Source organism: Micromonospora sp. LOL_025, from assembly GCF_048060285.1.
GTDB lineage: Bacteria > Actinomycetota > Actinomycetes > Mycobacteriales > Micromonosporaceae > Micromonospora.
Window position 1 is genome coordinate 49,657 of the sequence record NZ_JBHMIR010000028.1, and the last position, 26,755, is coordinate 76,411.

The following is a 26,755-nucleotide window of genomic DNA, read 5'->3' on the forward strand; positions in this document are numbered from 1 at the left end:
CCCGCTGGGGAGACGACGGTGGGGAGGGACGGTGTCCCGTCCCTCCCCACCGTCGACGGTGCCGCTCAGGACAGGAACTTGTCCAGGGCGGCCTCGATGCTGCCGGAGTCCGGCGCCGCGTACGACTTCAAGGTGTTCTTGTTGTACGAGATGAAGCTCGGGCAGCGCGCCGCCGGGGCGCTGACGGTGCCGCCGTCGCCGATCTTCTCGCCGGTCTTCGCGGCGTAGAAGGTCAGGGTGTAGCGCGACGAGATGTAGTCGATGGTGACCTGCTTGTCGGAGCTGTCCTTGTACTGGCACTTCTTCGGCGTGCCCTCGCTGCCCTCGACGAACTTGAGGCAGCCGACCACGGACACCGTCTGGAAGTCGGCGCTCTTGGCGTAGTACGGCTTGTTCGAGGCGATCGACTTCGACGACCAGAAGGTCGGCCGGTCGGGGTTGTTCGAGAACGTGTACGCCTTGGCGCCGGACGGGCCGTTGTAGGCGGCCGCGTTCAGGATCTGGCCGCCGTCGCAGACGTTGGACAGGTCGCTGGAGTAGCGGGCGGTGACCGCGTTGTTGCTCGGCTCCTGCGTCTCCTGCTGCCCCGGGGTGGGGGAGACGTCCGTGCCCGGCGTGCCGCTGGCGCCGGCGTCGGGGCTGGGGCCGCCGGTGGCGACCGTGATGGGCTCCTCGTCGTCACCGTTGACGAGGACGAGGCCGATGCCGGCGCCGCAGATGGCGAGCACGAGGACCACCGCGCCGGCGACGAGCCCGATGATCAGGCCCTTGTTCGACTTCTTCGGCGGCGGGAAGGGGGCGCCGAACTGCGGCGCCTGCGCTGGCTGCCCGTATCCCGGGTACCCGCCCTGCTGCGGGGCCGGCGGCCCGCTCCAGGGGGTGACGTTCGGGTCCGGCTGCTGCCCTCCGTACGGAGGGTAACTGTCGCTCATGTGAAGCCCTTATCGCTGTCGACGTGTGCCCAGGCACGGGATCAGGGTTCAGGGTAGTGAGCGCCGCAAACCGCGACGATGGGCGGCTGAACCCGAGGGGAGGCACAGTTCGGCACCGATGGCACCGCGCGTGACTCTGTGTGCGAGTTACGGCTCAGTACGTGGCGAGATGCCCGGACGTCCAGGGGTCGTGGGCGGCGCGGATCCGGCCCGTCGGAAGGGAATTCCGTTGTGTGGCCCCGGGCGCGGGCCGACGGGGTCGCCGGGTTCAGGGGTGTGACTAAGATCACCAAAATGTGAACCGAGATCTAGCCGACAGTCGGCTAGGAGGGGGGCGCGGATGCCGGCTGTCGGGGTCGTCCGGCGCCGGTCCGGCCCGGGCGCCTGCTCGGGGCGTCCGGGCCGACCGCGCCGGTCCGGCCGGTGGGCGTGGCCGGGTCAGGTGGCCGTGCAGGTCACCGTCCCCGCGGCGGCGCCCCCGGCGGTGCTGCCGAGGAGGCCGAAGGTGGCCTGCGCGGCGGGGGCGAGTGCGCCGTTCCAGTCCACGTGGCGGGCGGTGACCTCGGCCCCGTCCTGCGTCAGCCGGGCGTTCCAGGACTGGCTGACCCGCTGGCCGTCGGCGAACGCGAAGCGGACGGTCCATCCGGAGATCGGCGCGACGCCGGAGTTGCGCACCGTCACCTCGCCCTGGAAACCGCCCTGCCACTGGCTGACCACGCGGTAGCTCGCGACGCAGCCGGTGGGCGTCGGCGTGGGGCTGCCGGTGGGTGTCGGCGTCGGGCTGGCGGTGGGGGTCGGGGTGCCGGTGGGCGGCGGAGTGACGCCGCCCAGCGCCGCGGCCAGGGCCGGGTACCAGCGGTCGGCCATCTTCTGGTCGCCGGCCGCGTTCGGGTGCACGCCGTCGTAGGTGTCGGTGGCCGTGCTGAACCCGGTCCACTGGTCGACCACCACCACCGGCGAGGCGGGGGTGCCGGTCGCCGCCGCCCAACTGTCGATCGCGTCGTTGAGGGCCGCCACCCGCTGGCCGCATTCCGGGCACGTGGGCGGCGCCAGGGGGATGATCTTCGCGACGAGGACCCTCATCGCCGGGTTGCTGGCCCGCATCTGGCCCACCAGCCTGCCGTACGCGGCGAGGATCGTGGCGGGCGGGATGTTGCTCCACACGTCGTTGGTGCCGAAGTGCATCAGGACGATGTCGGGCCGGGTGGCGGCGAGCCAGCCCGGCAGCAGGTTCTGGTTGGCCACGTTGGTAACCAGGTGGCCGCCGTGCCCCTCGTTGTCGCCGTCGTGGGGTTGGCCGCAGCCCTGCGGGGCGAGCGTCCCGACGAAGTCGACGTCGGTGTGGCCGGTGGACTGGAGGCGGTTCCAGAGCACGGAGCGCCAGCAGCCGGGGGAGCCGGTGATCGAGTCGCCCAGCGGCATCACCCGCACCGGTGCGGCGGCCGCCGGCCGGGCGGGTGCGGGGGAGGCGAACCCGGCGGCGAGGGCGAGGGGGACCGCCGCCAGCGCGGCGAGCAGGGCGTGGAGCAGGGGCCTTCGGAGCATGGTGGAGGAACTCCTGTCACAGGTCGAGGTGCGGTGTGTGACGGCCCGGTTCTCCCCCGACAGTCAACCAGCAAAGTAGACGTATCTCAATGGAACCCCGTTTCACGCAAGGCATTCACGCCCACTTTCTCTCAACATCGTCCTCATATCGTGAACATCAACAAAATTTACGATCATGAATGTAACGGCTAAGGTTTGCTCATCGTCCAGACCGCCTGTCGGGTGCGCCACGAGCCACCCGGGGGCCACCACAGTAGGAGGACCGGGAGATGACACTCCCTCGCACTCATCGGCGGACCCTCGCCGCTGCGGCCAGCGTGTTCGCCAGCGCCGCCATGGTCACCGCCATGATCGGCGCCCCGGCGGCGGCCTCGGCCACCGGCGAGATCCTCAGCGCCGGTGGCGCGACCGCCGTGGCCGACAGCTACATCGTGGTACTCAAGGACACCAGCGTCGGCGGTCGCGCCGGCACCCGGCAGGGCGAGGTGAAGAGCGCGGCGGGCTCCCTCGCCGCCCGCTTCGGCGGCAGCGTCGGCCACGTCTACGGTGACGCGCTCAACGGCTTCGAGGTGAAGCTCTCCGAGCGGGCCGCCAAGCGCCTCGCGGCGCACCCCGCCGTCGACTACGTCGAGCAGAACCACACCGTGACGATGACGGCCACCCAGAACAACCCGCCGTGGGGCCTGGACCGCATCGACCAGCGGAACCTCCCGCTGAGCCGCACCTACACCTACAACAGCAGCGGCACCGGCGTGACGGCGTACATCATCGACACCGGCATCCGGACCACCCACAACGACTTCGCCGGTCAGGCCGTCGACGGCTACGACGCGATCGACAACGCGCTGCCGGCCGCCGACTGCAACGGCCACGGCACCCACGTCGCGGGCACCGTCGGCGGCAACACCTACGGCGTGGCGAAGGACGTCCGGCTGGTGGCCGTCCGCGTGCTGAACTGCCAGGGCAGCGGCACCTGGGCGCAGGTCATCGCCGGCATCAACTGGGTGACCTCGAACCACCAGGCGGGCCAGCCGGCGGTGGCGAACATGAGCCTGGGCGGCTCCACCAACGCCTCCCTGAACACCGCGGTGGCGAACTCGATCGCCGACGGCATCACCTACGCGGTGGCCTCCGGCAACTCGAACGCCAACGCCTGCAACTTCTCGCCGGCCTCCGTGCCGACGGCGCTGACCGTCAACGCGTCGCAGAGCAACGACGCCCGGGCGTCGTTCTCCAACTGGGGGACCTGCACCGACCTGTTCGCCCCGGGCGTGGGCGTCCTGTCGGCCTGGTACAACAGCAACACCGCCACCAACACCATCAGCGGCACGTCGATGGCCTCGCCGCACGTCGCGGGCGCGGCCGCCCGGGTGCTCAGCGTCAACCCGAGCTGGACGCCCGCCCAGGTCCACTCGTACATCGTCAGCCAGGCCACGCCCAACGTGATCACCAACCCCGGCACCGGCTCGCCGAACCGGCTGCTCTACCTGGCCCCCACCTTCTGACCGACACCGTCGGCACACCGGCCCCGGGGCGTTCACGCCCCGGGGCCGGCGCGCGTGCGGAGAGGTCGATGGTTGTCCATGTTGCGGGTGAGCCCGAGACGCGCCTAAGCTGCCCTCAGTGGGAGCGCTCCCGGGCCCGTGGGCAGGGTTCTGTCGCGAGCCTCCCGGCCGGACGATCCGCCTGCGGGCCGCCGGCGTACGAACTGCCGTAACCGTCCGGGCGGACGTGGCGTCCCGCCGCCCTGCGCTGCCGGCACCCCCACCACCGATCGGAAGCGAAGGCACCCGCATGAAGCTCCTACCGCGCCTGTCCCGGCGCACCCTGGTCATGGCCGGCGCGGTCGGCGCGCTGACCGTCGCGGCGTCGGCCGCCGTCCCGGCCGCCGACGCCCAGGCCGCCACCGGCTGCGCCGTCACCTACACCACCAGCAGTTGGTCCGGCGGCTTCACCGCCAACATCACGATCAAGAACCTGGGCGACGCGGTCGACGGGTGGACGCTCGGCTTCGCCTTCCCCGACGCCGGCCAGCGGGTCGGCCAGGGCTGGTCGGCGACCTGGAGCCAGGCCGGCACCGCCGTCACCGCGCGCAGCGTGAGCTGGAACGGCGCGCTGGCGACCGGCGCGTCGACAAGCATCGGGTTCAACGGCACGTGGAGCGCCGCCAACCCCGCGCCGACGGCGTTCACCCTCAACGGCACCGCCTGCACCGGCGCGACCACGCCGACCACCCCGCCGGCCCCCACCACGCCGCCGCCCACGACCCCGCCGCCGACCAGCCCGCCGCCCACGACCCCGCCGCCCACGACCCCGCCGCCGGGCGGTCAGACCCCGGTCGCGATCAACGGCCAGCTACGGGTGTGCGGGGTCAACCTGTGCAACCAGTACGGCCGGCCGATCCAGCTGCGGGGCATGAGCACCCACGGCATCCAGTGGTTCGCCCGCTGCTACAACGACGCCTCCCTCGACGCGCTCGCGGACGACTGGCGGGCCGACCTGCTGCGGATCGCCATGTACGTCCAGGAGGACGGCTACGAGACCGACCCGGCCGGCTTCACCAACCGGGTCAACGCCCTGGTCGACGAGGCCGAGCAGCGCGGCATGTACGCGCTGATCGACTTCCACACCCTGACGCCGGGCGACCCGATGCACAACCTCGACCGGGCCAAGACCTTCTTCGCCGCCGTCTCCGCCCGCAACGCCGCCAAGAAGAACGTCATCTACGAGATCGCCAACGAGCCCAACGGCGTCAGCTGGGCGACCATCAAGAGCTACGCCGAGCAGGTCATCCCGGTGATCCGCGCCAACGACCCGGACGCGGTGGTCGTGGTCGGCACGCGCGGCTGGTCCTCGCTGGGCGTCTCCGACGGCTCCAACGCCAACGAGATCATCAACAACCCGGTGAACGCCGCCAACGTGATGTACACGTTCCACTTCTACGCCGCGTCCCACCGGGACAACTACCGGGCCGAGGTGGAGCGGGCCGCCGCCCGGCTGCCGCTGTTCGTGACCGAGTTCGGCACGGTGGCCTACACCGGTGACGGTGGGGTCGACGTCGCCAGCAGCAACGCCTGGCTCGACCTGCTGGACCGGCTGAAGATCAGCTACGCGAACTGGACCTACTCGGACAAGGCCGAGGGCAGCGCCGCGCTGCGGCCGGGCACCTGTGCCGGGAGCACCTACACCGGCCCGGGCGTGCTCACCGAGTCGGGCGCCCTGATGCGGGACCGCATCCGTACGCCGGACAACTTCCCCACCGCCTGATCCCGTTCCCCGCGCGAGGCCCCGCCGCACCCGGCGGGGCCTCGCCGTGCTCGTCATGGGATGGGCGCCGGCCGGCGGAGGATCCACGGCGGGGCCGGCTGCGTCGCCGCGAGGTCGCCCCGCGGGACCTGTCGAGCTGATGTCGTGGACGATCCACCGTCATCCGGCCGGCAGCCGCGTGATGAGACGCAGCCGACCGGTCGCACGCGTCCTCAGGCGGGTACGGCGTGGTCCGACTCGAACCGCTCCCGGGTCAGGAACGCCAACTGGGCCCGCTTGTCGGGCATGTCGATCTCGTCGGCGAAGGTGAAGCCCTCCCGCCGCAGCCGGTCGAGCGCGCGCTCGTTGCGGACGTCGGGCTCGACGACGATCCGCAGCTGGGTGGGGTCGGCGAACAGGTAGCGGGCGAGGGCGGGGCCGATGGCCGTGGTGAGGCCCTTCGGCGGGCGCCGCCCGGGAGCGAGCAGCAGGTGCATCCCGACGTCGCCGGGGCGCACGGTGTAGCGCTCGCCGACCGGGTCCGCCTCCGGCTGGTAGGTCTGGAACAGGCCGATCGGCGCGTCGTCGAGCATGATCAGGTACGCGTGGTGGGTGTCGAGGCTGTCGACGAACTCGTAGATCTCCCGCACCTCGTCGACCGAGTGCGAACCCATGCCCCAGAACGCCGCCCGGGGCTCGGTCACCCAACCGTGCACCAGCTCCGCGTGGGCCTTCGGGTCCAGCGCGACGAGCGACAGCTTGCCGAAGCCGGGGATGTCTTCCTGATATGTCACGGTGCCGCGTCTCCTGGTTCTGGGGTGAGTTCTCGCCAGTCGGTGACCACCGGAACCAGCTCGCCGCCGGCCCACAGTGGCAGTTGGTCGTCGAAGTGCGGGTCGCCGGGGCGCCCGGACGCGCCGAAGGGGACGACCCAACGGCTCCGCGCGCGGTCGGTCAGGTCCCACACGTAGCGGGCCACCGGGCCCCGCCAGCACGCGTCGGACACGCCGGGCACGCTCGACGTGGCCAGCACGCAGTCGGCGTCGCCGGCCAGCGCGACCCGCTCGCGCATGCCGCGTACCGCCTCGTCGACGGCCGCCGCCACGCCGAGGTGGACGGGGTGCAGCACGTGCCGCCGGCCCCACGGCCCCGGCGGGTCGCCCGCCGCGACGTCCTCGAGCGCCCCGGCCGCCACGGGGCCGATCTCGCCGCCGAGGCGGTGCAGCCCGGTCGCCACCCCGTCCAGGGCGTGGCCGATGCGGGACAGCGGGTCGGTCCACGGCGCGAACAGGCCGTCGAACGCGCTCGGGGCGTCGCGCAGCGGGCGCAGGCACGGGTGGTCGTACAGCCGGCGGGCCAGGGCCGCGCGCCAGGCGGCCCAGGCGCCGGCGTCGGCGCTGTCGGCCCGCATGTCCCCGTCCCACGTGGTCAGCCGGTCCCGCAGCCGCCGGGCTGGTTCGCTGAGCCCGTCGGGGTCGACCCGGTCGAGCACGCCGCGCAGCGTCCCGGCCTCCAGCCGGGTGTCCATGTGTACGGCCTCCGCCCGGGCGCCGTCGGCGAGCAGGGCGCGGATGCGGCGGGCCCGGTGCGGCGGGGCGAAGCCGGTGCCGAGGTCCGCCACGTCGGGGCGGCGGTCGTTGGCGCAGACCGCGAACCCGTCGACGGCGGTGCGACGAGGCTCGGCGTAGCCGCCGTGCCACCGGTACCGGGGATCGTCGCCGGGCACCGGCTCGCGGCGGCACCGGTCGTCGCGCAGCGGGACGAGCCCGGCGACCAACTGGTGGACCGTTCCGCGCCGGTCGGCGACCAGGACGCTGTTGACCGGCTCGACCCAGTCGCGCAGCGCGTCGGCGACGTCGTCGACGCTGCGGGCCCGCAGCAGCGGCAGCAGCGCGTCGAAGCCCAGGCGCTGCTCGACCCGGCTGGGGGTACGCAGGCTGATCGCCTCGCCGGTGGCCCGGTCGTGGTCGACGACCGGGCCGCGCGGCGTCTCGATCACCTCGACGGACGCCGGTTCGCCGCCGCGGACCTCGATCCGCTCGACGTGCCGGTGCGCCGGCGCCCAGCCGTCCGCCTCGCGGACGAGGACCCGGTCGCCGTCGCGGCGCAGCTGTTCACGGTAGAGGTCCTGGTAGTCGGCCATGGCGTTGGTGACGGCCCAGGCGACCTCGCCGGCGTGTCCGAAGTGGGGGAGGCCGGGGACCCCGGGGAACGCGAAGCCGAACACGTCGAACTCGGGGCAGGCGAGGCGCACCTGCTGGTAGATGCCGGGCAGTTCGAGGATGCGGTGCGGGTCGCCGGCGACGACCGGCGCCCGTCCGGTGCCGGGGTCGCCGGGCACGGCCCAGGCGTTGCTGCCCGATCCGCCGGGACCCTCGACGGCGAACAGGTCGGTCGCGGACGGTCCGAGGGTGGCGGCGACGTGGGCGTGCCACAGCTTGTTGGGGAAGGTGGAGAAGAGCACGTGCTGGACGAGGAAGACCCCCAGCGGCGACCACGGCCGCCACCGGCCCGGGGCGCAGCCGGCCGCCGCGAACTCGGGTGCCGCGGCGGCGCCCTCGGCGAGCCCGTCGTTGACCCCGTCGACGTAGGCGCCGACCCACCGCCGGGTGGCGGGGGCGAGCCGCTCGAAGCAGCGCCGGGCGGTGTCGTCGAGGCGGGCCCGGCGGGCGAAGACGTCCCAGCCCAGCTCGGCGGGGCCGACGTGCTCGGCGAGCCGGCCCTCGGAGCGCCACCGTTCCACTTCGATCTGCCAGGCCCGGTCGACGGCGGCGACCCGCCCCTGCAACCGGGCGAGGCCGTCGACGCTGTCGGCGCGCAGGTGCGGGACACCCCACCGGTCGCGATAGACGCCGGTCATCGTGGCGCCTTGCGGATGAGCGACCGTCCCACCTGCCACAGGAATGTCAACTTAGGCTACCCTCCCCTAACTGAGGCAGACCTTACCTGGAGGGGTGCGTGAAGCGAAACTGGGAAGCCCTGGTGCTCAAGGCGATGGGCGGCCGCGAATTCCGGCTGACCGTGCTCGGCACCGAGTCCGTCGGCGAGCACTACCGCCGACTGCGCATGGACGGCGGCGGGCTGCTGGAGGCGTGCGGCGTGCACCCCACCATGTGGGTGCGGCTGTGGTTCGACAACGACGGCAAGCCGCACCAGCGCGCGTACACCCTCGTCGACCCCGACCCGGAGACCGGGCGGTTCGACCTGGAGTTCGCCATCCACGACGGATGCGCCGCCCGCTGGGCCGCCGCCGCCCAGGCCGGCGACACCATCGACGCGACCGTGCAGGGCACCGGGTTCAGCCTGCCGGACCCCGCCCCGCGGCACCTCTACCTGGTCGGCGACGCCGCCTCGCTGCCGGCGGTGAACAGCCTGCTCGCCGCGGCCCCCGACACCCCGGCGACGGTCTGGCTGGAGTACGCCCACGAGGGCGAGAAGGAACTGGCGCCGCGCGCCCACGCCAAGCACCAGGTCACCTGGGTGCCGCGCCGCGACGAGGGTCAGCACCTGGTCGAGACCGTCTGCGCGGCCCTGCCCGCCGCCGAGGACGCCCACTACTGGGTGGCCTGCGAGGCGGCCAGCACGCGCGGCATCACCAAGCACGTACGGCGGACGCTGGGCGTCGGCAAGCACCAGCTCACCTCGCTGGCCTACTGGAGCGCCAGGTGAGGGGTCGGCTCGGCACGCTGACCGCGCTCTACGTCACGCAGTACCTCGGCATCGGCTTCATCACCGTCGGGCTGACCGCCATCCTGCGCGACGGCGGCACCTCCCTCGACACGCTGGCGCTGTTGCAGTTCGTCGGTCTGGTCTGGCCGATCAAGTTCCTCTGGGCGCCCGTCCTCGACCGGTACGGCTCCCGCCACCGCGGCCACTACCGGTCCTGGCTGCTGGTGCTCCAGGGCGGCCTGGTGCTCGCCCTGCTGGCCCTGCTGCCGTTCGACCGCCCGGCCGGGCAGCTCGGCCCGGTCGTCGCGATCTGCGTCGCGTACGTGTTCCTCTCCGCGACGCAGGACATCGCCGTCGACGCCGTCGCCGTCCGGCTGCTCTCCGAGCGGTCGCGGGGGACCGGCAACGGCATCCAGGTCGCCGCGAGCTACGTCGGCAACCTGCTCGGCGGCGGCGCCTGCGTGATCGTCTACGACCGGTTCGGCTGGGCCCCCGCGATCCTGTTGCTCGCCGCGCTGACCGCCGTCGGCCTGCTGGTGGTGTGGCGGTTCCGCGAGCCGGAGCGCACCGACCGCGTCGCCAGCGCCGGCCAGGCCTACCGGGCGCTGCTGTCCGTGCTCGGGCAGCCCGGCTGCCGCCGCTGGACCTTCGGCGTGGTGCCGCTGGTCTACATCGGCGCGGGCGCGACGTACGCCCTGGTGACGCCGGCCCTGGTGGACGCGGACTGGTCGCTGGGGCGCATCGGCGTGGTGACCGGCGTGGTGACCAGCCTGCCGGCCATCGTGGCCGGTCTGGTCGCCGGGGCCGCGATCGGGCGGTTCGGGCGCGCCCGCGTGCTCGTCGCCGGGGGAGTGGCGCTCGCGCTGTCGACGGCGATGCTGCTGCCGTTGATGGACGGCCGGGCCCCGCTCGCCGGGACGGTCGCCGCGCTCTGCTGCTTCATGGCCGCCTACACGGTCGCCAACGTCGTGCTCTACACGGTCAACATGGACTACTCCCGGCCCGGCACGGGCGGCACGGACTTCACGGTGCTGTCGTCGTTCGGGTTGGTCTGCTCCTTCGTGGCGGCCTCCATCGCGCTGGCCGCGGCCGAGGTGTTCGGCTATCCCGCGGTCGCGGTGGCCTCCGTCGTGCTGGTGGCGCTCGGCGTCGCGCTGGGCCTCGGGCACCAGCGGCGATTCCCGCCCCGATCCCTTGTGGCGCCGGGCGAGCGGGAGTTGACGAAGGTGCCGGGCTGAGTGATACCGCTCAATGTGGGCAACGATGTTGACACATCCTTAGGTTAGGGTAACCTAAGCTTGCTCGATCACCGAGTGCGGGCGGATGGTGACGTCCCGCCATCTCGCCCCACCGTCCATTTCCGACCGCTGAGGACCCGCATGAGCCTGCCCGGATCCACCGTCCAGGTGCCTTCGACCGGGGTGACCCCCGCCTCCGACGGCGCCCGCGCCCACCTCTTCACCGCCGGCACGGTCGAGGACTACCGGCGCGTGCTGGCCGAGGGGATCGGCCGGGTCGCGACCCGGATGGCCGAGGTGGACCGGCCGTTCACCGGCGTGACACCGGACGAGCTGGTGCCGCGGATCGCCGGCATCGACCTGGACCGGCCGCTGGGCGACAGCGGCGCCGCGCTCGACGAGCTGCACGACGTCTACCTGCGCGACGCCGTCTACTTCCACCACCCCCGCTACCTGGCGCACCTCAACTGCCCGGTGGTGATCCCGGCGCTGCTCGCGGAGACGGTGCTCACCGCCGTCAACTCCTCGCTGGACACCTGGGACCAGAGCGCCGGCGGCACCCTGATCGAACGCCGCCTCGTCGACTGGACCGCCGACCGGATCGGCCTGGGGCCGGCCGCCGACGGCATCTTCACCAGCGGCGGCACGCAGTCCAACCTCCAGGCGATGCTGCTGGCCCGCGAGGAGACCTGCGCGAACCTCGTCGGCCGGGCGACCGAGCGGCAGTCCCGCCCGGAGCTGCTGTCGCGGCTGCGCATCATCACCTCGGCGGCCGGCCACTTCAGCGTGCAGAAGGCGGCCAAGCTGCTCGGCCTCGGCGCCGACGCGGTGGTCACCGTGCCCACCGACGCCGACCGGCGGATGCGCACCGCCGACCTGGCCCGGGAGATCGCCCGGTGCCGGGAGGAGGGGCTGGTGGTGATGGCGGTCGTCGCCACCGCCGGCACCACCGACTTCGGCACCATCGACCCGCTGCCGCAGATCGCCGACATCTGCGCCGCCGCCGGCGTCTGGCTGCACGTCGACGCCGCGTACGGCTGCGGGCTGCTGGTGTCGCCGACCCGGCGGCACCTGCTCGACGGCATCGAGCGGGCCGACTCGGTCACCGTCGACTACCACAAGTCGTTCTTCCAGCCGGTCAGCTCCAGCGCGCTGCTGGTGCGCGACCGGCGCGTGCTGCGGCACGCCACCTGGCACGCCGACTACCTCAACCCGGCCCGGATGGTCGAGCAGCGCATCCCCAACCAGGTCGACAAGAGCATCCAGACCACCCGCCGCTTCGACGCCCTCAAGCTCTGGCTGACCCTGCGGATCATGGGGCCGGACGCGATCGGCGAACTCTTCGACGAGGTGGTCGACCGCGCCGCCGCCGCGTGGCAGCTGCTCACCGAGGACCCCCGCTTCGAGGTGGTGACCCGGTCGCAGCTGAGCACCGTGGTCTTCCGCTACCTGCCGGCCGCCGCCGGCCGGGAGGTCGTCGACGACGCCAACCTGTACGCCCGCGAGGCGCTGGCGGCCTCCGGCGCCGGCCTCGTCGCCGGGACCAAGGTCGACGGCGCGCACTACCTCAAGTTCACCCTGCTCAACCCCGAGACCACGATGGACGACATCGCCCACGTCCTCGACCTCATCGCCGAGCACGCCGGCTGGTACGCCCAGACCAGGGCCACCGCCGAGCTGTCCTGCCCCGTCGGCTGACGATCCGCCCCCCGCTCTGGAGAACCGCATGTCGACGCACGACTTCATCGCCGTCGGGCTGGGCCCGTACAACCTGGGCCTGGCCTGCCTGACCGAGCCGATCGACGAGCTCGACGGGCTCTTCCTGGAGGCGCGGGACACCTTCAGCTGGCATCCCGGGATGCTGCTGGAGTCGACCCGGCTCCAGACCCCGTTCATCGCCGACCTGGTCACGCTCGCCGACCCGACCTCGCCGTACTCCTTCCTGAGCTATCTCAAGGAGTCCGGGCGGCTCTACCCGTTCTACATCCGGGAGAGCTTCTTCCCGCTGCGCAGCGAGTACGACGACTACTGCCGCTGGGCCGCCGGCAAGCTGCGTAGCGTCCGGTTCGGGCAGCAGGTCACCGCCGTCGGGTTCGACCCGGCCGACGAGCACTACACCGTGCGGGTCACGGTGACGGCCACCGGGGAGTCGGTCACGTACCGGGCCCGGCACCTGGTGCTCGGCACCGGGACCCCGCCGTACGTGCCGGAGGCCTGCGCGGGGCTCGGCGGCGACGTGATCCACAACTCGCGGTACGTGGAGCACCGGGCGGCGCTGCGCGCGAAGCGGAGCATCACCGTCGTCGGCAGCGGGCAGAGCGCGGCCGAGATCTACCACGACCTGCTCGCCGACATCGACGCGTACGGCTACCAGCTCAACTGGGTGACCCGGTCGCCCCGGTTCTTCCCCCTCGAATACACCAAGCTCACCCTCGAGATGACCTCGCCGGACTACGTGGACTACTTCCACGCCCTGCCGGAGCCCACCCGCTACCGGCTGGAATCCGAGCAGAAGGGGCTGTTCAAGGGCATCAACGCCGACCTGATCAACGAGATCTACGACCTGCTCTACGCCAAGAGCATCCCCGGCCCGGTCCGCACCCGGCTGCTGACCAACACCGCGCTGACCAGCGCCGCCCACGACGAGTCGAGCGGGACGTACACCCTGGGCCTGCGCCACGTCGAGCAGGAGCGCGACCTCACCCTCGACACCGAGGGGCTGGTGCTGGCCACCGGCTACCACTACCGGGTCCCGGAGTTCCTGGAGCCGGTGCGCGACCGGATCCGCTGGGACGCGCACGGGCGCTTCGACGTGGCCCGCAACTACAGCATCGACCACACCGGACGGGGCATCTTCCTGCAGAACGCCGGCACCCACACGCACAGCGTCACCTCACCCGACCTGGGCATGGGCCCGTACCGCAACTCGTGGATCATCCGGGAGCTGCTGGGCCGCGAGCACTACCCGATCGAGAAGGGCATCGCCTTCCAGGAGTTCGGCGTGCCGGCCGGGGCCACGTCGTGACCGAGGTCATCCACCGCCGCGTCGACGACCGGCTCGGCGAGTTCGCCCTGCGTACGCTCGACCCGGACGCCGACGCGCCGCTGCTGCACCACTGGGTGACCCACCCGAAGGCGGCGTTCTGGCTCATGCAGGACGCCGACGTGGCCCGGGTCGCCGAGGAGTACCGGCGCATCGCCGCGCACCCGCACCACGACGCGTTCCTCGGCCTGCACGAGGGCAGACCGGCCTTCCTCGCCGAGCGGTACGACCCCGCCCACGTCGAACTCGTCGGCCTGCACGACGCGGCCGACGGCGACGTCGGGATGCACTTCCTCTGCGCGCCCGCCGACGCCCCCGTGCACGGCTTCACCCTGGCGGTGATCACCACCGTGATGGGGTGGCTCTTCGCCGACCCGGCGACCCGGCGGGTCGTCGTGGAGCCCGACGTGCGCAACACGGCGGTGCACGCGCTCAACGCGGCCGTCGGCTTCACCGTGCTCGGCCCGATCCGCAAGCCCGAGAAGGACGCGCTGCTCAGCGTCTGCACCCGTGACCAGTTCCATGCCGCAACCCGAGGAGACGTGCCCGCGTGAACCCGCTCGCATCCGTGGCCCACCTGACGCCCGCGAACTGGGCGCACGCCAACCGGCTGCTGGTCCGCAAGGCGCTGGCCGAGTTCGCCCACGAGCGGCTCCTCGCGCCCGAGCCCGTGCCCGCCGAACCGGCCGGCGTGCCCGTGCCTGCCGACGAGCCCGCTGCCGCCGGCCCGGCCGCCGGGGAGCGGCGCTACCAGGTGCGCGGCGACGACGGCGAGGTCGTGTACCGGTTCACCGCGGGCCTGCTGGCCCTGGACCACTGGCGCATCGACGCCGACAGCATCACCCGCCACCGCGGCGACGCCGAGCTGCCGCTGGACGCCCTGGAGTTCTGCCTCGACCTGCGCGGGGCGCTCGGGCTGAGCGATGAGATCCTCCCCGTCTACCTGGAGGAGATCAGCTCCACGCTGGCCAGCACCGCGTACAAGCTCGACAAGCCGGCGGTCAGCGCCGCCGAGCTCGCCGAGGCGGACTTCCAGGCCATCGAGACCCAGATGACCGAGGGCCACCCGGGCTTCGTCGCGAACAACGGCCGCATCGGCTTCGGCATCGACGAATACCACGGGTACGCCCCGGAGGCCGGCCGCCCGCTGCGGCTGCTCTGGGTGGCCGGGCACCGCGACCGGACGAGCTTCAGCTGCGCCGCCGACCTCGACTACGACACCCTGATCCGCGCCGAACTCGACGAGGAGACCCGCGCCGGGTTCGCCGACACCCTGACGGGGCTCGGCCTCGACCCGGCCGACTACCTGTTCATCCCGGTACACCCGTGGCAGTGGTGGAACAGGATCTCCGTCACGTTCGCCGCCGAGGTGGCGCAGCGCCGGCTGGTGTGCCTCGGCCCCGGCCCCGACGAGTACCTCGCCCAGCAGTCCATCCGCACCTTCTTCAACGTCACCGACCCGTCCCGGCACTACGTCAAGACGGCGCTGTCCGTGCTGAACATGGGCTTCATGCGGGGGCTCTCCGCCGCGTACATGGCGGCCACCCCGGCCATCAACGAGTGGCTCGCCGACCTGATCGACGGCGACGAGGTCCTCAAGCGCACCGGGCTGACGATCATCCGCGAGCGGGCCGCCGTCGGGTACCGGCACCTGGAGTACGAGGCGGCCACCGACCGGTACTCCCCGTACCGGAAGATGCTGGCGGCCCTGTGGCGGGAGAGCCCGGTGCCCGCGCTGGAGCCGGGCCGGCGACTGGCCACCATGGCGTCCCTGCTGCACACCGACCGCGAGGGCCGCTCGTTCGCCGCCGCGCTCATCGCCCGGTCGGGGCTGGCGCCACAGGCGTGGCTGCGCCGCTACCTCGACGCCTACCTCACCCCGCTGCTGCACAGCTTCTACGCCCACGACCTGGCCTTCATGCCGCACGGCGAGAACGTCATCCTCGTCCTGGACGGCGGGACGGTCGAACGGGCGATCTTCAAGGACATCGCCGAGGAGATCGTGGTGATGGACCCGGACGCCGACCTGCCCCCGCTGGTCGAACGGATCAGGGCCGACGTGCCGGAGGACATGAAGCTGCTGTCCATCTTCACCGACGTCTTCGACGGCTTCCTGCGCTACCTCAGCGCCATCCTCGTCACCGAGGGCGTCCTGGACGAGGAGGCCTTCTGGCGGACGGTCGCCGGGTGCGCCGCCGACTACGCCGACAGCGTCCCGCACCTGGCCGAGCGGCTGCGGCGCTACGACCTGTTCGCCCCGGAGTTCGCGCTGTCCTGCCTCAACCGGCTCCAGCTGCGCAACAACCAGCAGATGGTCGACCTCGCCGACCCGTCGGCCGCGCTGCAACTCGTCGGCACCCTGACCAACCCCATCGCCCGCTTCGCCCCGGCGGCCCGATGACGACCACGACGCTCGCGCCCCCCGCCGGGGCACCGGCCGGCGACGCCGACGGCCGGGTGCGGGGCCGGTGGCTGATCCTCGCCGTGCTCTGTCTCGCCCAGGTCACCGTGGTGCTCGACAACACGGTGCTGACCGTGGCGATCCCCGTGCTGACGACCGAGCTGGCCGCCAGCACCGCCGACGTGCAGTGGATGATCAACGCGTACGCGCTGGTCCAGTGCGGACTGCTGCTCACCGCGGGCAGCGCCGCCGACCGGTACGGCCGCCGCCGGATGCTGCTCGCCGGCCTCGTGCTGTTCGGGCTCGGGTCGCTGGCGGCCGGGCTCGCCCAGTCCAGCGGCCAGCTGATCGCGGCCCGCGCCGGCATGGGGATCGGCGGCGCGCTGCTGGTCACCGCCACCCTCGCGGTGGCGATGCAGGTCTTCGACGACGCCGAGCGGTCCCGGGCGATCGGCCTCTGGGCGGCGGCGAGCGCGCTGGGCTTCGCGGCCGGGCCGCCCTTCGGCGGGCTCGTCCTCGCCCACCTGCCGTGGGGGGCGATCTTCCTGGTCAACGTCCCGATCGTGCTGGTCTGCCTGGTCGCGGCCCGGGCGCTGGTGCCCGAGTCGCGCCGGCCGGCCGGCGGCCGGCTCGACCTGGGCGGCGTGCTGCTCTCCACGGCCGGCCTGACCGGGGTCGTCTACGCGATCATCGCCGGGCCGGAGCACGGCTGGGGGGCCACCCCGGTGCTCGGCGCGGCGGTCGCCGGGGTGCTCCTGCTCGCCGCCTTCGTGGCCTGGGAACGCCGGGTCGCCGACCCCATGCTGGACATGCACTTCTTCCGCAACCCCCGCTTCGTGGGTGCGGTCTCCGGCGTCGTCCTGATCACCTTCGGCGCCACCGGCGCGCTGTTCCTGCTCACCCAGCACCTCCAGTTCGTACGCGGCTACCCGGCCTGGGAGGCGGGGCTGCGGATGATGCCGTTCGCGCTCTCCATCGTCCTGCTCAACGTGGGCGGGGTCGCCGCACTGGTGATCCGTCGCCTCGGGCTGGCGTACTCGATCGCCCTCGGCATGACGCTGCTCGCCGCCGGTCTCGCCCTGATCACCCACGCCCCGTCGGACGGCTACGGGGTGCTGCTGTCGGGCCTGCTCGTGATGGGCGCCGGCTGCGCCGTGGCCAACCCGGCCATCGTCGAGGCCGTGATGAGCGCGATCCCGCCGGAGAAGGCCGGGGCCGGGGCGGGCGTGGACGGCACCATGACGGAGGTCGGCAGCAGCCTCGGCATCGCCGTGCTGGGCGCGATCCTCAACGCCCGGTTCGCCGCGCTGCTGCCCGCCGCCGTGGCGGGCGCCGGATCGTTCCCCGCCGCGCTGGCCGCCGCGCGGACCGAGCCGGAGCGCGCGCTCGTCTCCGACGCGTTCCGCTCCGCTCTGGAGACCGGCCAGACGGTCGGCGCCGTGGCCGTCTTCGCGGGCGGCTGCGTCGCCGCCGCGCTGCTGCGCCGGGCCGAGCGGGCCGGCTGAGGCACTCAGCTCCGGCGGAGCGTGCGCAGCGCGCCGGCCCAGGCGACCACCTCGTCGAGCATGGTGCCGAGGGCCTGCTCGTGGTGCGCCGCCGGCCGGAAGTCGCGGAAGTTGACGAAGTCCGTCGTCAGCGAGAGCGCGACCTGGGACCGGACGTCGGCCACGCCGAGCTGCCCGAGCACCAGCCGCAGGTGCTCCGCCGCCCGGGTGCCGCCGTGCACGCCGTAGCTGACCAGACCGGCGGACGCGTGCTGCCACTCCTTGAAGAGGAAGTCGACGGCGTCCTTCAGCGCGCCCGGGATCGAGTGGTTGTACTCCGGGGTGACGAAGACGAAGCCGTCGAACCCGGCGACGGTCGACGCCCAGCGGCGGACGGCGGGGCGCCTCGACGGCGCCATCGACGGCGGCAGCACCTCGTCGAAGTGCGGCAGGTCGTAGTCGGCGATGTCGACCAGCTCGACCGTGGCGTCGCCCCGCTTGGCGGCGACCTCGGTCACCCAGCGGGCCACGGCGTCGGCCTTGCGCCCGGGCCGCGTGCTGCCGACGATGACACCGATCCTGACCATGCTGATCTCCTTCTACGGGGTGGGGATGGGACACGCGGGGGCCGGCGTGCCGGTCAGGCCACGGGCCAGCTCCACCGCGCCGTGCAGGGACGACAGCGCACCCAGGGCGGCGGCCCGCACCGGTGGCGCCGGCCGTCCGGGCCGGCCGGCGGACCGGGCCCGCTCGGCGACGAGCGGCACCAGGCCGGGCAGGCCGGCGGCGAACCCGCCGCCCACGATCGCCAGCGCCGGGTCCAGCAGCTCGCCGAGGCTGACCACCGCCGCCGCCAGCGCCCGGCAACTCGCGTCGACCGCCTCCACCGCCCACGGTCGGCGCTCGTCGAGCCCCGCCCGCAGGTCGTCGAAGCTCACCTCGTCGCCGCGGCCGGCGCCCGCCCGGCGCAGGGTGGCCGGGCCGGACGCGATCGACTGGAGACAGCCGCGCCGGCCGCAGTCGCAGCGCTCGCCGTCGAGGGCGACGACCATGTGACCGATCTCGGCGGAGGAGCGGCCGGGCACCGACCGCCCCGCCAGCACCACGCCGCCGCCGATCCCGGTGCCGACGCCCAGGTAGACCACGTCGTCCCGGCCGGCGTGCCGGGCCTCGGCCAGCGCGGCGAGGTCACCGTCGTCGGCGACGGCCGTCGCCGCGTCGGGGAAGAGGCGGCGTAGCGCGCCGGCGAGGTCCAGCCCCGCCCAGCCGGGCCGCCCGGGCCAGGTGGTGACGGTGCCCGCCGGGTCCGTGGTCGCCGGCATCGCCACCCCGACCGCACCCACCGGTCCCCACGCCTCGCGCAGCCGCTCCACCTCGGCCGCCAGCGCGGCCAGGTCCGCAACCGGGTCGGCGCCGCGCGGCCAGCGGAAGGTCCGGTCGTACGCCGGCCGTCCGGGCGCCTCCGCGCGCAGCGCCACCTTGGTGCCGCCGACGTCGACGCCCAGCACACCGGGAGTCGGTTGTGGAACGGTCACGTCCGGACCTCAGCCCTCGAGCACGTGCAGGACCACGAGCGCGACGGCCGCCACCGCGAAGATCACCGGCGTCAGGGTCATCGCGGCCGGGTCCTTCGCGCGGGCGTGGTAGACGACCGCGCCCACCATCTGCAGGGCCAGACCGATCGCCGCCGCGATGCCCAGCGGCGGCCAGAGCAGACCGAGCAGCAGCCCGGCGACCGCGGCGAGTTCCAGCACCCCGAGCAGGCGCGTCAGGCCGGGCGAGACGCCGAGGTGGTCCATCCGCTCGCGCATCTGCGCCTGCCCGGTGAGCTTCGGCACGGCGGTGCCGAGGAACACCGCGGCGAGGATGAGGGTCAGGACGAGGATGGGAATGTGCACGTGGTGTCCTTCGGGAAGAGTCGGAACGTGCGGACGACCGTACCGCTGGCGCATCGACGCCGATGGGGCCGTACGGTGCGGGGCCGGGTCGTCACCGGACGGTCGCGACGAGGGCGCGGGCGGCCAGGCGGTAGCCCAGCGACCCGAGCCCGACGATGACGCCGCTGGCCAGCGGGGCGATCACCGAGTCGTGCCGGAAGCTCTCCCTGGCCCAGACGTTGGACAGGTGCACCTCGACGAAGGGCCGGGGATAGTTGGCCAGCGCGTCGCGCAGGCTCCAGCCCGCGATCATCAGGGCGCCCGGGTTGACGATGGCGCCCACGGTGTCGTAGTTGTTCTGGATGGCGCGGATCAGGGCGCCCTCGCAGTCGTGCTGCTCGGCCACCACCCGCCATCCCCGCCCCGCGACCTCCTCGCCGACCGCGCGTTCGATGTCGTCCAGGGTGTCGGTGCCGTAGATCTCCGGCTCCCGTCGGCCGAGGATGCCCAGGTTCGGGCCGTTCAGCAGCAGCACGTCCGACACGCTTCACCTCGCGGGGCGCGGCCCTGTCCCGACAAGGCCCGATGACTGGTCCACCGCAGTCTTACTACGCCCGCGGCGCCGGGCGAACCGGCGGTGGCCGTGGCGCGGCGGACTAAGGGGTGGCTAGGGGCTGTTAGGGGCGGTGACCGCGCGTCCGCTTCGGTTACCGTCCTCCCTGCCGAAGCGACGCCGCCGGCTCCAACGGATGCGTCACCTACCTCGAACCGGCCATCGGCGCCCCGGTGCGCCCGGACCGCGTACCGGCGGTCCCCGGTCGTCCCGCCCGATGGTCCGGCGAAGCCCCTGGTCTGCCCGAGTTGGGAAGTGGGAAGTCATGAGTGGTCAGCCCTCGACGGTGTCCGAGTTCCCGGAGTGGCCGCAGTTCGGCGACGAGGAGCGCGCCGGACTGATCCGCGCCCTCGAACAGGGCCAGTGGTGGCGGATGGGCGGCAGCGAGGTCGACTCCTTCGAGCGGGAGTTCGGCGACTACCACGGCACGCCGCACGCGCTCGCCGTCACCAACGGCACCCACGCCCTCGAGGTCGCCCTGGAGGTGCTCGGCGTCGGGCCCGGCACCGAGGTGATCGTCCCGGCCTTCACGTTCATCTCGTCCTCGCTGGCCGCGCAGCGCCTCGGCGCGGTCGCCGTGCCGGTCGACGTCGACCTCGACACCTACTGCGTCGACCCGGCCGCCGTCGAGGCCGCGATCACCCCCCGCACCAAGGTCGTCATGCCGGTGCACATGGCCGGCCAGTTCGCCGACATGGACGCGCTGGACAAGCTCGCCGCCGACGCGGGGGTGGCGGTGCTCCAGGACGCGGCGCACGCCCACGGCGCGCAGTGGCAGGGCAAGCGGGCCGGGGCGCTCGGCTCGGTGGCCGCGTTCAGCTTCCAGAACGGCAAGCTGATGACCGCCGGCGAGGGCGGGGCGGTGGTCTTCCCCGACGAGGAGCTGCGCGAGCGGGCGTTCCTCGTGCACAGCTGCGGCCGGCCCCGCACCGACCGGGACTACCTGCACGGCACCACCGGCTCGAACTACCGGATGGGCGAGTTCACCGCCGCCGTGCTGCGCGCCCAGCTGTCCCGCCTGGACGACCAGATCGCGGTACGCGAGCAGCGCTGGCCGCTGCTGTCGAGCCTGCTCGCCGAGATCCCCGGCGTGGTTCCGCAGACCACCGACCCGCGTACCGACCGTAACCCGCACTACATGGCGATGTTCCGCGTTCCCGGCATCAGCATGGAGCGCCGCCGTGCCGTGGTCGACGCGCTCATCGCCCGGGGCGTCCCGGCGTTCGTGGCGTTCCGGGCGATCTACCGGTGCGAGGGCTTCTGGAAGGCCGGCGCCCCCGACGAGTCGGTCGAGGCGATCGCGGCCCGCTGCCCCAACGTCGAGCAGATCCACTCCGACTGCATCTGGCTGCACCACCGCACCCTGCTCGGCACGGAGCAGCAGATGCACGACATCGCCGCCGTGCTCGCCGACGTCCTCGCCGGATGACGGCCCTGCCCCCGGCCACCGCGCCCGACCGACCGGTGCGGGTCGCGGTGGCCGGCCTCGGGTGGGCCGGGCGGGAGATCTGGCTGCCCCGGCTCGCCGCGCATCCGGGCTTCGAGGTGACCGCCGTGGTCGACCCGCAGCCCGGCGTCCGCGAGCGGGCCCGGGCCACCCACCACGTCCCGTCCGCGTACGCCGACGTCGACGAGCTGCCGGCCGGGGCGGTCGACCTGGTGGTGGTGGCCGTACCGAACCACCTGCACGCCAGCGTCGCCGTCCGGCTGCTGCGCCGGGGCGTACCGGTGTTCCTGGAGAAGCCGGTCTGCCTGACCTCCGCCGAGGCGACCCTGCTGGCCGACGCGGAACGCGACGGCGGCGCGGTGCTGCTGGCCGGCAGCGCCGCCCGCTACCGGGCCGACATCCGGGCCCTGACCGGCGTGGCCGGCGAGCTGGGCCCGATCCGGCACGTCGACGTGGCCTGGGTCCGCGCCCGGGGGGTGCCCGACGCGGGCGGCTGGTTCACCCGGCGCGACCTCTCGGGCGGGGGAGCGCTGGTCGACCTCGGCTGGCACCTGCTCGACACGGTGCTGCCGATGCTCGGCCCCACCCGGGTCATCCACGCCATCGGCAGCGTCTCCGACGACTTCGTCAACGACAGCGCCGCCCACGCCGCCTGGCGCAGCGACGCCGGCGCCGGTGGCCGCGCCCCCGGGGACGTCGAGGACACCGCCCGGGGCTTCCTGCTCACCGCCGAGGGGTCCTCGGTCGCCCTGCACGCCTGCTGGGCCTCCCACGAGTCGCTGGACCGCACCACCGTCACCGTGCACGGCGCCGCCGGGTCGGCGACGCTGCGCTGCACGTTCGGCTTCAGCCCCAACCGGGAGCCGACGCCGGTGCTGACCCGTACCCGGGACGGCGAGACCGTCCGGCTGTCGCTGCCCGAGGAGCCGATCGGCGCCGAGTACGACCGCCAGCTCGACGCCCTCCCGGGGTTGCTCGCCGATCCGACCGGCCGGGGCGCGGCCGTCGCCGAGGCCCACCGGACCATCGACATCATCGAGCGGATCTACCAGTCCGCCCGGCCCACCGCGCCGGAGCGGCAGCACGCGCTGGCGGGCCGTCACGACCGGTGAGAACCACCGTCGGCCCCACTCGCTTCCGGGAGCAGCCATGAGCCATCCATCGTCCACCGTCGAGGTGACCCCGCCGTCGCCGGGCCGCGGCCCGATCCGCGCGGTCGTGTTCGACCTCGACGGCGTCATCGTCGACAGTTCGGCCGTCATGCGTGAGGCGTTCAGCATCGCGTACGCCGAGGTGGTGGGCGACGGGCCGGCGCCGTTCGAGGAGTACAACCGGCACATGGGCCGGTACTTCCCGGACATCATGCGCCTGATGGGGCTGCCGCTGGAGATGGAGGAGCCGTTCGTCCGGGAGAGCTACCGGATGGCCCACCTGGTGCCGCTCTTCCCCGGCGTGCGGGAGACCCTGGAGACGCTGCACTCCCGGGGGATCCGGATGGCGGTCGCCACCGGCAAGGCCGGCCCCCGGGCCCGCTCGCTGCTCGACCAGCTCGGCGTGCTGGGCCTCTTCGGGCAGGTGATCGGCTCCGACGAGGTGGCCCGCCCGAAGCCCGCCCCGGACATCGTGCTCCAGGCGCTCGGCCACCTCGACGTGCCGCCGCAGCAGGCGATGATGGTCGGCGACGCGGTCATCGACCTGCTCAGCGGCCGGGACGCCGGGGCGACCGCCGTCGCCACCACCTGGCACGGCGGGGACGTGGCCGCGCTGCTCGCCGCCGGCCCCGACCTGGTCCTCCACGCCCCGGCGGACCTGCTCGCGCACTGCCCCGCAGCCCTCGTCCACTGACCCGCGTCGGGCGGTTTCCGGCTACTCGCCGGCCTGCCCGTCGATGCTCTCGCGCAGCAGGTCCAGGTGGCCGCAGTGACGCGCGGTCTCCTGGATCATGTGCGCGAGCGCGTATCGCAGGGTGAAGGAGACCCCGGCGGCCCGGGCGCGGTCGTCGAGCGCCGCGCCCGCCACGACCGCCGAGGACCGCGCGCACTCGGCCTGGTAGGCCTCGACGATCTCCGCCAGCGAGTCCTCCGGGCGGAGAGCGAACGCGCCGGGCTCGTCGTCGGTCCACGGCGGAGGCAGCTCGTGACCGGCGAAGTCGATGCTGAACCAGTACCGCTCCACCCCCGTCAGGTGCTTGACCAGCCCTGCGGGCGCGAGCGCGGACGCGGGCACGGGTCGGCCGAAGGCCTGCTCGTCGGTGAGCCCGGCGACCTTGTGCGCCACCGAGGCCCGCAGGAAGTCGAGCAGGCCGGACAGGGTCTCGCGTTCGTCACCGTCCTCCGGAGGGCGGCTGCGGACCAGGGGCGCGACGGAAGCATCGGTCATCGGGCCACCGTAGTGTCCGGCACCGACGCTTTCGGGCGTCGGGACCTGCCGGCCCCTTTCGCCATCATCCCGCCCGCACCCCGGCGGGCGCGGGCGGCCGGCCTGGCCGCCCGCGCCGCACCCGTGCGGGAGGTGCACCATGACCGGGTGAACTTTCTGGAGTTGCAGCAGCGCCTGCGCGCCGCCGGCCACGACCCGTTCCAGGTGCACGCCCCGCACTACGACACGTTGGACAGCCGGAGTCGCGCAGCGGCCAGGTCGACGTCGATCTGCCACGGCGCGTGGAACCTGCTGATCGAGGACGGTCGGTACATCGTCACCGTCCGGGATCTGTACCGCCCCGCCCGCTATCCGGCCGACACCCAAGGCCCCGAGCCGGTCGTCTTCGACAGCGAGCAGGCCGCCTGCGAGGAGCTGTGGGCCATCGCCAGCAGGCTCGATCCGCCCGGCAGCGTGCGAGCGGTCACCGCCGACGAACTCGACCCCGTCGCGGGCGACTGGCTGCGCGAGTGCGGCTGGTGGCCGCCGGCGGAGTTGTACGGCAACCCCTTCGTCGCCACCCGCGACCGGCAGTCGTACCGGATCGCCGAACGCGCCGGCCGGTTCGAGCTGCACCTGCGCGACCACGGCGTGGCCAAGCTCGGCGATCCGGTGTACGCCGCCGACGACCTGGCCGACGTCACCCGGGTCCTGCTGACCGAGGTCGGCAACCGTTCCGCCCCACGCCCGCTGGGCTGGCCGTGCGTGGGGTTCCGGATCCGCTGGGCCGACGAGGAGGAACTCGCCGCGCTGCGTGCCCTCGACCTCGCGGCGATCACGCGGGCGTACCGCACCGAGCGTCCGGGCCCGCCGCTGCGGATCATCTCGGAGGGGCCCGACCTGTCCCTGGTCACCACCGAACTCGTGGAACGGGCGGAACGCAGCGGCCATCCGCTGCACCGGTTCGTGCGCACCGCCGAGTCGGCGGCGTTCGGCATGGACGTGCGGTACGTCATCCGGCGTCACCACGAGCCGCTGCGCTACAGCGTCGACCGCTACGGCGAGCGGGAGAACCATGCCACCACCGTGTTCACCGCCGAGGACCTGGCGCCGATCCACGAGTACCTGAGGCAACGCTTCCGGCCCTGACCGTGGGCCGGTTCCAGCGGCGCGTCGTTCCTCCGCGGACGCGGCCCGGGTGACTCCGGTGGCAGACGGGTCGAGGCCTCGGCGGGCCTTCTCAGCGCGCCTCGTCGGCGGCCTCGGGTCCGGCCTTCAGGAAGCGCAGCATGGCGGTGGCCAGCATCTCGGCGACGGGGGGCGGGACCAGGTCGGTGCGGATGGTGACGCGCAGGAGGGCGCCCGCGGCATTGGGAAGCACCTCGGCGACGCAGGAACCCGACCACTCCCGGGCGTACGGGTCGACGACCTCCTCGGTCCGGCAGCCGGGCAGCTCCAGCGGAGGGACGAGGTTGTCCTGGTAGGCGAAGGAGGGCAGGCTGTTCGCCACCTCGCGGGACATGCCGAGGACCGGGTCGGTGGTCATCTCCACGAAGGAGACGTCCTGGGCGGCCATCAGCCCGTCCGCGGTGCGCTGGACCGCGCGGATCAGGTCCTTCTCCGGCCCGTCGAACCGGACCCGCAGGCAGTTGGAGGTGATCCTGCTCGTGAGGGTGGAGTCGAGGATCCGGCTGCCGCGCTGGGCGACGATCATCAGCAGGGCGATGTCGTCCTGCTGGTGGATGGTGCGCAGCGCGCAGGCGTACGCGGCGGCGAAGTAGGTGGAGCGGCTGAACCGGTGTTCCCGGGCGGCCCGGTCCCAGCGGTCCAGCACCTCGGCAGGGACGGCGACGACGTGCCCGGTCCGGGGGCCCCAGGTCGGGGTCTGCTCCAGGAGCGACTGGGGTCGGCCCTCGCCCTGGCGGGCGAGTCCCCGCAACTGCGCGCGCCAGTAGTCCCGCTGCGCGTCGAGGTCGGTGGCGGCCCGCAGGCGGGTGTGCTCGTCGTGGAACTGGCGCAGCGTGGGTGCGGGGCGGTCCCACGCGGGTGCCCGGCCGGCCAGGCGGGCGGCGTAGGCGTGGCCGAGGTCGCGGACGAGCAGCCCGTGTGACCACCCGTCGAAGGCGATGTGGTGGATGCCGACGCCGAAGAGGATCCGTCCGGTCGATCTCTCGCGGACGAGCGCGGCCCGCCAGTTGCGGCCCTGGGTGTAGTCCAGCGGCTGCTGCACCGCCTCGGCGAGCTGGTCGAGCGCCTCCTGTTCGCTCGCGGCGTCGGTGAGCAGCCGGAGCGGGGGCATGCCCGGGTTCGGCGGGACGACGGCCACGGGCGGGTCCACCCGCCGGTAGCGGGCGTACAACGCCTCGTGCCGCCGGTGCACGTCGCCGAGCGCCGCCATCAGCGCGCGGAGGTCCGGTTCGCCCTCGATCCACCAGGTGGCCGGGCAGACCAGGTCGAAGGGGAGCCAGACGAACTTGCCGACCGACAGGGTCAGCGGGACGGGCCCGGTCGGGCCGGGACGGCCGGTGACGGGCGGTTCCGGTTCGGCCGTCGGGCGGCGGGGCGCGGTGGTGAGCCAGTGCGCCAGGCCGTGCGGGGTGGGTGTGCGGTGGATCTGCGAGACGGGTACGACGACGTCGGCGGCCTCGTCGACGGCGGCGGCGACGGCGGCGGACTGCAGGGAGGTGCCGCCGAGGGCGAAGAAGCTGTCCCGCGTGCCGACCCGGTCCAGCCCGAGGACGGTCGCGAACACTCCGGCCACGAGACGTTCCTCGTCGGTCTCGGCCTCGACGTAGTCCACGCCGAGGTCCGGGCGCTGCGAGCCCGGTTCCGGTAGCGCCCGTCTGTCGATCTTTCCGGTGCCGCCGACGGGGAACCGGTCGAGGACCATGATCACGGCGGG

At 73.4% G+C, this 26,755-nt stretch carries 23 protein-coding genes; 13 read left to right on the top strand and 10 right to left on the bottom strand.

Annotated features, from left to right (window positions below):
- Positions 1-65 precede the first annotated feature (65 nt).
- Both ACFHW0_RS25790 and ACFHW0_RS25795 read right to left on the bottom strand, forming a co-directional pair.
- A complete protein-coding gene (locus tag ACFHW0_RS25790; RefSeq protein ID WP_416611602.1) occupies positions 66-932 on the bottom strand; it encodes a hypothetical protein in 867 nt (288 codons plus the stop codon).
- Between the two features lie 438 nt (positions 933-1,370).
- On the bottom strand, positions 1,371-2,477 hold the full coding sequence (locus ACFHW0_RS25795; RefSeq protein WP_416611604.1) for a cellulose binding domain-containing protein: 1,107 nt from the start codon (positions 2,475-2,477) through the stop codon (positions 1,371-1,373).
- 269 nt (positions 2,478-2,746) lie between these two features.
- Between ACFHW0_RS25795 and ACFHW0_RS25800 the strand changes: the two genes are divergently transcribed.
- Positions 2,747-3,982: a S8 family peptidase gene (locus tag ACFHW0_RS25800; RefSeq protein ID WP_416611606.1), complete on the top strand. Its 1,236-nt coding sequence runs from the start codon at positions 2,747-2,749 to the stop codon at positions 3,980-3,982.
- 289 nt (positions 3,983-4,271) lie between these two features.
- Positions 4,272-5,744: a cellulase family glycosylhydrolase gene (locus ACFHW0_RS25805; RefSeq protein WP_416611608.1), complete on the top strand. Its 1,473-nt coding sequence runs from the start codon at positions 4,272-4,274 to the stop codon at positions 5,742-5,744.
- Positions 5,745-5,956: 212 nt separating this feature from the next.
- On the opposite strand, the gene ACFHW0_RS25810 is transcribed toward ACFHW0_RS25805, so the two are convergent.
- The gene (locus ACFHW0_RS25810) at positions 5,957-6,517 is read right to left on the bottom strand and encodes a GNAT family N-acetyltransferase (RefSeq protein WP_416611610.1); all 561 of its coding nucleotides are present in this window, start codon (positions 6,515-6,517) and stop codon (positions 5,957-5,959) included.
- Complete coding sequence (locus tag ACFHW0_RS25815; RefSeq protein ID WP_416611612.1) at positions 6,514-8,583, bottom strand: penicillin acylase family protein; 2,070 nt, start codon at positions 8,581-8,583, stop codon at positions 6,514-6,516. The genes ACFHW0_RS25810 and ACFHW0_RS25815 overlap by 4 nt, the downstream gene beginning before the upstream one ends.
- A 98-nt stretch (positions 8,584-8,681) precedes the next feature.
- Between ACFHW0_RS25815 and ACFHW0_RS25820 the strand changes: the two genes are divergently transcribed.
- From ACFHW0_RS25820 to ACFHW0_RS25850, 7 genes are all read left to right on the top strand, one after another.
- Entirely contained in the window at positions 8,682-9,392 is a 711-nt protein-coding gene (locus tag ACFHW0_RS25820; protein ID WP_416611614.1) for a siderophore-interacting protein, read from the top strand.
- Complete coding sequence (locus ACFHW0_RS25825; protein ID WP_416611616.1) at positions 9,389-10,630, top strand: MFS transporter; 1,242 nt, start codon at positions 9,389-9,391, stop codon at positions 10,628-10,630. Before ACFHW0_RS25820 ends, ACFHW0_RS25825 begins: the two co-directional genes overlap by 4 nt.
- 141 nt (positions 10,631-10,771) lie before the next feature.
- Complete coding sequence (locus tag ACFHW0_RS25830) at positions 10,772-12,328, top strand: pyridoxal phosphate-dependent decarboxylase family protein (protein ID WP_416611618.1); 1,557 nt, start codon at positions 10,772-10,774, stop codon at positions 12,326-12,328.
- A gap of 28 nt (positions 12,329-12,356) precedes the next feature.
- Entirely contained in the window at positions 12,357-13,655 is a 1,299-nt protein-coding gene (locus ACFHW0_RS25835; protein WP_416611620.1) for a lysine N(6)-hydroxylase/L-ornithine N(5)-oxygenase family protein, read from the top strand.
- A complete protein-coding gene (locus ACFHW0_RS25840; RefSeq protein ID WP_416611622.1) occupies positions 13,652-14,227 on the top strand; it encodes a GNAT family N-acetyltransferase in 576 nt (191 codons plus the stop codon). The genes ACFHW0_RS25835 and ACFHW0_RS25840 overlap by 4 nt, the downstream gene beginning before the upstream one ends.
- Complete coding sequence (locus ACFHW0_RS25845) at positions 14,224-16,074, top strand: IucA/IucC family protein (RefSeq protein ID WP_416611624.1); 1,851 nt, start codon at positions 14,224-14,226, stop codon at positions 16,072-16,074. Before ACFHW0_RS25840 ends, ACFHW0_RS25845 begins: the two co-directional genes overlap by 4 nt.
- Positions 16,071-17,579 (top strand): MFS transporter, encoded by a 1,509-nt coding sequence (locus ACFHW0_RS25850; protein WP_416611626.1) that lies wholly within the window; start codon positions 16,071-16,073, stop codon positions 17,577-17,579. Before ACFHW0_RS25845 ends, ACFHW0_RS25850 begins: the two co-directional genes overlap by 4 nt.
- Positions 17,580-17,584: 5 nt before the next feature.
- Here ACFHW0_RS25850 and ACFHW0_RS25855 read toward each other — a convergent pair whose 3' ends face one another.
- The 4 genes from ACFHW0_RS25855 to ACFHW0_RS25870 all read right to left on the bottom strand — a co-directional run bounded on the left by ACFHW0_RS25855 (position 17,585) and on the right by ACFHW0_RS25870 (position 19,979).
- Positions 17,585-18,145 carry an NADPH-dependent FMN reductase gene (locus tag ACFHW0_RS25855; RefSeq protein ID WP_416611628.1) on the bottom strand — a complete coding sequence of 187 codons (561 nt, stop codon included), beginning with the start codon at positions 18,143-18,145 and terminating at the stop codon, positions 17,585-17,587.
- A gap of 12 nt (positions 18,146-18,157) precedes the next feature.
- Positions 18,158-19,093 (bottom strand): ROK family protein, encoded by a 936-nt coding sequence (locus ACFHW0_RS25860; protein WP_416611630.1) that lies wholly within the window; start codon positions 19,091-19,093, stop codon positions 18,158-18,160.
- A gap of 9 nt (positions 19,094-19,102) precedes the next feature.
- Positions 19,103-19,456: a DoxX family protein gene (locus ACFHW0_RS25865; protein WP_416611632.1), complete on the bottom strand. Its 354-nt coding sequence runs from the start codon at positions 19,454-19,456 to the stop codon at positions 19,103-19,105.
- Between the two features lie 91 nt (positions 19,457-19,547).
- Positions 19,548-19,979 (bottom strand): type II 3-dehydroquinate dehydratase, encoded by a 432-nt coding sequence (locus ACFHW0_RS25870; protein ID WP_416611633.1) that lies wholly within the window; start codon positions 19,977-19,979, stop codon positions 19,548-19,550.
- Between the two features lie 334 nt (positions 19,980-20,313).
- Between ACFHW0_RS25870 and ACFHW0_RS25875 the strand changes: the two genes are divergently transcribed.
- From ACFHW0_RS25875 to ACFHW0_RS25885, 3 genes are read left to right on the top strand one after another with little or no spacing between them, the layout of a single operon-like run.
- Positions 20,314-21,477, top strand: a complete 1,164-nt coding sequence (locus tag ACFHW0_RS25875; RefSeq protein ID WP_416611635.1) for a DegT/DnrJ/EryC1/StrS family aminotransferase — start codon at positions 20,314-20,316, stop codon at positions 21,475-21,477.
- A complete protein-coding gene (locus ACFHW0_RS25880; protein ID WP_416611637.1) occupies positions 21,474-22,607 on the top strand; it encodes a Gfo/Idh/MocA family protein in 1,134 nt (377 codons plus the stop codon). Before ACFHW0_RS25875 ends, ACFHW0_RS25880 begins: the two co-directional genes overlap by 4 nt.
- A 37-nt stretch (positions 22,608-22,644) precedes the next feature.
- Entirely contained in the window at positions 22,645-23,340 is a 696-nt protein-coding gene (locus ACFHW0_RS25885) for an HAD-IA family hydrolase (RefSeq protein WP_416611639.1), read from the top strand.
- Between the two features lie 21 nt (positions 23,341-23,361).
- Here the strand turns inward: ACFHW0_RS25885 and ACFHW0_RS25890 are convergent, their stop codons facing one another.
- On the bottom strand, positions 23,362-23,874 hold the full coding sequence (locus ACFHW0_RS25890; RefSeq protein WP_416611640.1) for a DinB family protein: 513 nt from the start codon (positions 23,872-23,874) through the stop codon (positions 23,362-23,364).
- 147 nt (positions 23,875-24,021) lie between these two features.
- Between ACFHW0_RS25890 and ACFHW0_RS25895 the strand changes: the two genes are divergently transcribed.
- Positions 24,022-25,002, top strand: a complete 981-nt coding sequence (locus tag ACFHW0_RS25895) for a hypothetical protein (protein ID WP_416611642.1) — start codon at positions 24,022-24,024, stop codon at positions 25,000-25,002.
- 91 nt (positions 25,003-25,093) lie between these two features.
- Here the strand turns inward: ACFHW0_RS25895 and ACFHW0_RS25900 are convergent.
- The coding region (locus tag ACFHW0_RS25900; RefSeq protein WP_416611644.1) for a condensation domain-containing protein at positions 25,094-26,755 on the bottom strand (1,662 nt) is incomplete at its 5' end.